Annotated in this window: 5 protein-coding genes; 3 read left to right on the top strand and 2 right to left on the bottom strand. The window is 55.3% G+C overall.

The window, feature by feature from the left end; genetic code table 11:
* Window positions 1-25 precede the first annotated feature (25 nt).
* Window positions 26-802: a DUF72 domain-containing protein gene (locus Q1K23_RS06825; RefSeq protein WP_300363397.1), complete on the bottom strand. Its 777-nt coding sequence runs from the start codon at window positions 800-802 to the stop codon at window positions 26-28.
* Window positions 802-2,097: an adenosylmethionine--8-amino-7-oxononanoate transaminase gene (locus Q1K23_RS06820; protein WP_300363396.1), complete on the bottom strand. Its 1,296-nt coding sequence runs from the start codon at window positions 2,095-2,097 to the stop codon at window positions 802-804. The genes Q1K23_RS06825 and Q1K23_RS06820 overlap by 1 nt, the downstream gene beginning before the upstream one ends.
* Window positions 2,098-2,281: 184 nt before the next feature.
* Between Q1K23_RS06820 and Q1K23_RS06815 the strand changes: the two genes are divergently transcribed.
* Genes Q1K23_RS06815 through ftsZ form a run of 3 tightly spaced genes read left to right on the top strand, consistent with a single transcriptional unit; the run spans window position 2,282 to window position 6,280 of the window.
* Window positions 2,282-3,742 (top strand): peptidylprolyl isomerase, encoded by a 1,461-nt coding sequence (locus tag Q1K23_RS06815; RefSeq protein ID WP_300363395.1) that lies wholly within the window; start codon window positions 2,282-2,284, stop codon window positions 3,740-3,742.
* Entirely contained in the window at window positions 3,739-5,106 is a 1,368-nt protein-coding gene (ftsA, locus tag Q1K23_RS06810) for a cell division protein FtsA (RefSeq protein WP_300363394.1), read from the top strand. Before Q1K23_RS06815 ends, ftsA begins: the two co-directional genes overlap by 4 nt.
* Window positions 5,107-5,119: 13 nt before the next feature.
* Entirely contained in the window at window positions 5,120-6,280 is a 1,161-nt protein-coding gene (ftsZ, locus tag Q1K23_RS06805; protein WP_300363393.1) for a cell division protein FtsZ, read from the top strand.
* Window positions 6,281-6,430: the final 150 nt, after the last annotated feature.

Genomic DNA, 6,430 nt, shown 5'->3' with positions numbered 1-6,430 from the left:
GCTACACCTTGCGCTTTTCGCCTCGTCATCGCAACTTTTGCGTGTCATTCCCGCCCATGGGGATTTTTGAGATGGGTTCTAGTAGCTCCATGAGCCGGAGGGCGTTTTGCACGGCGTACCCGCCGAAATCGTTGTTGAAATAGACGAATATCGCCTTCAGCTCCTTCGATGCCTCTTTGAGGCGGTCGGCCCACATTCGCAGCGTATCGTCGTCGTAACTCCCTCCGTAGCGTCCCGTCGGCCCGTGAAAACGCAGGTACCCGAAATCGGCCGTCATCACCGGCTCCATCTGCCGTTTGCCGAAATCGTTGATGCAGAGTGCGACATTGTAGCTCTTGAGAAGGTTGTAGATATCCTCCACCAGCCAGCTGGGATGGCGAAACTCCACGGTATAGCGGTAGCCCGGAGGCAGAATTTCCAGAAAGCCGGCCAGAAGGTCGAAGTCGAGGTGGAGCGAGGGCGGCAGCTGGAAAAGGATCGTGCCCAGCTTCGGTTTGAGCGGCTTGATCAGATGGAGATAGCGGTAGAGCTCCTCTTCGACATCTTTCAGTTTCCGGTAGTGGGTGATGCCCCGGTAGGCTTTGAGGGAAAAGAGAAAATCGGGCGGCGACATTTCGGCCCAGTGCTCCGTCGTCTTCAGCCGCGGCAGGTGGTAGAAGGTGCTGTTGAGCTCCACGGTCTCGAACCGTGTCATATAGTATTCGAAAAAGTGTGACTTCGCCAGATCTTCCGGATAGAAAACCCCGCGCCAGTGCTCGTAGTAGAAACCGGAAGTGCCTATATGTATCCTACCTCTCTCCATCACAGCTCCTTTACCGCGTCATAGGCCGTCTCTATCATCTTCGTCATCTCCTCCTTCGTGATGATGTAGGGCGGCATGAAATAGAGTACGTGCCCCAGAGGCCGGATGAAGACTCCCCGCTTGAGGCAGTGGTCGAAGATTTTGAGATTCACACGCTCCTGGGGGCTGTATCCCTGCAGTTCGACGGCGGCGATAAGTCCCGTCTGACGCACCTCCTTGACATTCGAAAGTGCCGTGAAAGGCTCCAGCAGTTCGGCCATCCAGGCGATCTTCTCCCTGTTTTTTTCGAGGATCTTCTCGTTTTCGAAAATGTCGAGAACGGCGTTGGCGCAGCTGCATCCGAGGGGATTGCCCGTATAGCTGTGGGAGTGCAGGAACGCTCTGTACTCCAGATAGTCGCAGTAGAAACGGCTGTAGATCTCGTCACTCGTCAAAACGACGGCCAGAGGCATGTACCCGCCCGTAAGTCCCTTGGAGAGACACATGAAATCGGGGACCACACCGGCCTGCTCGCAGGCGAACATCGTGCCCGTCCTGCCGAAACCCACGGCGATCTCGTCGGCGATGAGATGGATGCCGTAGGCGTCGCAGAGCTCTCTGGCCAGGGTCAGATATCTCGGATGGTACATGTGCATGTACCCGGCGCACTGCACCAGGGGCTCCACGATGAGCGCGGAGATCTCTTTTCCCCTCTCTTTGAGGATCGACTCGAGAGCGACGGCCGCCTCTTCGGCCGCTTCGACGCTCCTGTCGGCAGGCACCGGCGTCTGGAGCGATCGAATCAGGATAGGTTCGTAGGTCTTTTTGTAGAGCTCCACATCTCCTACCGAAAGCGCACCGATCGTCTCGCCGTGGTAGCTGTTTGTCAGCGAAAGAAAGAGCGGCCGTTTCTCTCCGCGGTTCAGATGGGCATGATAGCTCATCTTCAGGGCCACTTCGACGGCACTCGATCCGTTGTCGGCGAAAAAGACCCGGTTCAAGTCCCCGGGCGCGAGGGCACAGAGGCGCTCGGCCAGCCGCACGGCGGGCTCGTGGGTGAAACCGGCCAACAGAACATGTTCCAGCGTCGAGGCCTGTTCGGAAAGCCTGCGGGTGATGTAGGGATGGGCATGGCCGAAGAGATTGACCCACCAGCTGCTGATGCCGTCGATGTAACGGTGACCTTCGAAATCCTCCAGCCAGACTCCCCGGGCTGATCTGACAGGAATCAGAGGCAGTGTCTCGTGATCTTTCATCTGGGTGCACGGATGCCAGATGTGTGCCAGATCGCGTGCCGTGATTTCGCTGTTTTTCATGGCTTTTTCTCGCTTTCGTGTCAATTTCTGTAAACCTTTTTTGACAAGTTGTAAAGGGATGTGAAAATATCGGTAAATTCGGTACTACCGCGTTAAATTTAAACCGAAATTAATTTCAAATTCAATAAAATCAGTTAAACAATTATACCGCATAAACACCAAAGGCCTTTGAATGATTTCCTGGATGCAAAAACACAGAAAATATCTGGTCATCACGATATGGATCAGTACGATCGCGTTCGTCGGTGCCGGATTCGTGGGATGGGGTACCTACCAGTACGGCAGCAAGAGCAACAGCGTCGCCGTCGTCGGAGATGTACCCGTCACACTCGAAGAGTTTCAGTACGCCTACCGCAACACCTACCAGCAGTACAACCAGGCGATGGGTGGCACGCTGGATGAGGCGACCGCGAAAAAAATGGGTCTGCAGAAGCAGGTGCTCCAGTCGCTGATCTACCAGGCACTGATCAAAAACTTCGCCAAAGACCACGGCATCGTCGTCAGCGACGAGGAGGTCCAGAAGGCGATTTTGGCGATCCCGGCTTTCCAGAAAGACGGCAAGTTCGACAAGAGCACCTACGTCGCCGTCCTTCAGGGTATGCGTATGAAGCCCAAAGTCTTCGAAGAGAGCCTCAAAAACGACATCCTGATCAAAAAGACGCTCTCCCTTCTGTCACCAGCCGCCACACCTCTGGAGGTCGAAGGTTTCGGGGCCGCACTCTTCATGGCCGACAGACTCCGCTACAAAGTCTTCACCGCCGACGACGTGACGGTGGAGATCGACGAGAACGAACTGAAGAAGTACTGGGAGTCCCACAAAGACGCCTATATGACGCCCAAACGCTTCAAACTGGCGATTCTTTGGGTAGCACCCTCCGAAGAGGAACCCTCCAACGAAGAGGTCGAAGCCTACTACAAAGAAAACCGCACCGACTTCACCGACGAAAAGGGCGAAATCCTACCTCTCGAAAAGGTCAGAGAGAAAGTTGTCGAAGCGATTCGCCTCAAAAAAGCGAAAAAGAGTGCGCAGCTGGCCTATATCGACCTGAAAAAGGGGAAGAAGGAAGCGAACGAAGAGAAGATCGTCGATGCGGGTGACGAGATCTTCGGTGCGGATGTATGGGAAGCGATCGAAGGCGCCGTCGCCGGTACGACACTCAAACCGAAAGTGGTAGGAAACCGATACGCGGTCATAAAGGTCGAAGAACTGATTCTTCCGAAACCGAAAAGTTTCGAAGAGGCTTATGCCGACGTGAAAGAGGATTTCCTGAAAACGAAACGGGCGGAAGCGTTACAGAAAATGGCCGAGGATGCTTCCAAAAATCTTGCCGACGCCACCCTCTCTGACTATGTGACACGCGACAGCGTTGACAAGCTCCCTCCCCTCTCCAAAGCCGAAGCCGCCGCCTTCCTTCAGCGGCTTTTCGGATCCGAAAAGAGAAGCGGAGCGATACTCCTTGACAACAAAGCTGTCAGTTACACGATAGTGGAACAGAAGTTGCTTGACACTGACAAACTGCAACAGCACAAAGCGTTCGTGGAAGAGAATACCGGTAAGATCAAATCCAATCTTCTGCAGGACAATCTGATCGCCCGGTTGCAGCAAAAATATCCCATCGAGATATTTCTAAAGGAAGCTGAGTGAGCAGACCACTTCTTGCCATTGACATAGGATCGAGCAAAATCAGCGTCGTCATCGCAGAAAAGAAGGACGACGCGATCCACATCATTGGCTCGGGTGTCGCAAAATCCCAGGGCGTACGCAAGGGGACGATCACCAACATCGAGCTGACGACCCGTTCGATCCGTCAGGCACTCAGCGACGCGAAGCGTGTCGCCGGTACCGTCGCCACCAAAGCCGTCATCTCCATCTCCGGTGCCTACACGCGCTCCATCAACAGTTCGGGGATCGTCAACATCCCGCAACAGGAGATCGGGATCAAAGAGATCAACCGCGTCATGCAGACGGCGCTCTACAACGCCAATATCCCCAACGAATATGAAGTCCTGCACGTCCTCCCCTACAACTTCAAAGTGGACGAGCAGGAGTTCATAGAGGATCCTTTCGGCATGAACGCCAGCCGGCTGGAGGTGGACACCCATATCATCACGACCCAGAAATCGAGCCTGAGCAATCTGAAAAAAGCGGTCAAATCGGCCGGCATCGAGATCGAAAACGTCGTGCTGGCCGGCTACGCCTCGGCCATTTCCGTCCTCAACGACGACGAGAAGGAGCTGGGCGTCTGTGTCATCGACATGGGCGGGTCGACCTGCGAGATGGTGGTCCATTCCGGCAACTCGATCCGGTTCAACACCTTCCTGGCCGTGGGGTCCAACCATATCACCAACGACCTCTCCATGGCGCTGCACACGCCGCTGCACATCGCCGAAAAGATCAAACTGGAGTACGGATCGCTCCGTGCACCTTCCAGCGACCTGATAGAGATCCCCGTCATCGGAGACGAGGAGGAGAACCACGAGATCTCCCTGGAGATCGTCTACAATGTCATCCAGGCACGCGTCCAGGAGACGCTGATGATCCTCGCCAAAGAGCTCGAAAAGAGCAACCTGCGGGATCAGATCGGCGCGGGCATCGTTCTGACCGGAGGCATGACGAAACTCGAGGGTATCCGCGAACTCGCCATGGCGATCTTCGACAACATGCCTGTACGCATCGCCAGGCCCCGGCCTGTGGAGGGGGATTTCGAGCCGCTGCACGATCCCGCGTTCGCCACCGTCATCGGCCTGCTCGAATACGGTGCTGGCGGATACACGCAGTACGAGATCGATTCCAACAAGAAGATGCTCCATAAAAAAGAGCCCATCACCGCCGACGAGGGAGAACTGCCAACCATTTCGATGACCTCCGACAGCAAAGATGAGAAAAAAGAGAAACCACTGAAAAACGAGGATGTCAAACAGACTCTCGCGCGTGTCGCGCAGGACGACAAAGAGACATTTGGCCAATCACTGAAAAAATTGTGGCATTGGATGACACAGATATTCTAGGAAGGAGAGAAGAGTGCCCGGATTTACCATAGAAGAAGCAGTTACTGTCAGCGGAGCGAAGATCAAGGCGATCGGTGTCGGCGGAGGCGGCGGCAATATGATCAACCACATGATTCACCAGGGAATCGAGGGAATCGACCTGATCGTCGCCAATACCGACGCACAGGCCCTGGAGACCTCGAAAGCGGCCTACAAGATCCAACTGGGGGAGAAGCTGACCAAAGGACTCGGAGCCGGCATGAAGCCGGAGATCGGTCAGGAGTCGGCACTGGAGAGTTACGACGCGATCAAAGAGGTACTGGCGGGTGCCGACATCGTATTCGTCTCATCCGGTCTGGGCGGCGGTACGGGAACCGGCGCGGCACCCATCATCGCGCAGGCGGCCAAAGAGGTCGGAGCCCTGACGGTTTCGGTCGTCACCAAACCCTTCCGCTTCGAAGGACGCAAACGGATGAAGCTGGCGGAAGCGGGCCTGGAGCAGCTGAAAAAAGAGAGCGATTCGATCATCGTCATCCCCAACGAAAAGCTACTCAGCATCGTCGACAAGAACCTCGGCATCAAAGAGAGTTTCAAACTGGTCGACAACATCCTCGCACGTGCCGTCAGCGGCATCAGCAACGTCATCGTCTCCCGCGGCGAGCACGACATCAACCTCGACTTCGCCGACGTCAACACCGTCATGAGCCACCGCGGCCTGGCCCTCATGGGCGTCGGTGAGGCATCGGGACAGAGCGCGGCCTACGAAGCGATCAAAAACGCCATCGAATCACCGCTTCTGGACAGCATGGATATCAAAGGTGCGATGGGCGTTCTGGTCCATTTCCATATCCATCCGGAGTATCCGATCCTCGAGATCAGCGAAGCGATGAGCATCGTCGAAGACAACGCCGACGAAGACGCACACGTCATCTTCGGTACGACGACCGACGAATCTCTCTCCCTCGACGAAGTCAAGATCACGATCGTCGCCACCGGATTCGAAAGCGCCGAAGTGCAGCAGAAAGAGGAAGAGAAAAAGACCGAGACAAAAAAGCAGCAGATCACTCTTATGCAGCCGGAGGAGAGTGAAGAGCCCGCCATTCCGGTCAGCACACCCCGCGTCAAAGTGGTCGGAGGATACGACAACGAAGACATCCTCGACATCCCGACCTGGATGCGCAACCAGATGGATTGACCTTCCGGTCGATCCCACGCACTCACTTCCGGGCGCCGAGTCTCTCCGGCGCTTTTTTATTCCCCTATTATCAAAAACCTCGCCTATCCTACCGTAAATCCGAAACGGTGTCTCTTATTCTGTCAGCGTGAAATTCGGTGATGACATTTT

Origin of the sequence: Hydrogenimonas sp. (assembly GCF_029933015.1) — a bacterium.
GTDB lineage: Bacteria > Campylobacterota > Campylobacteria > Campylobacterales > Hydrogenimonadaceae > Hydrogenimonas.
The sequence above is the reverse complement of the archived record's forward strand: the minus strand, read 5'-3'. Positions and strand labels throughout refer to the sequence as shown.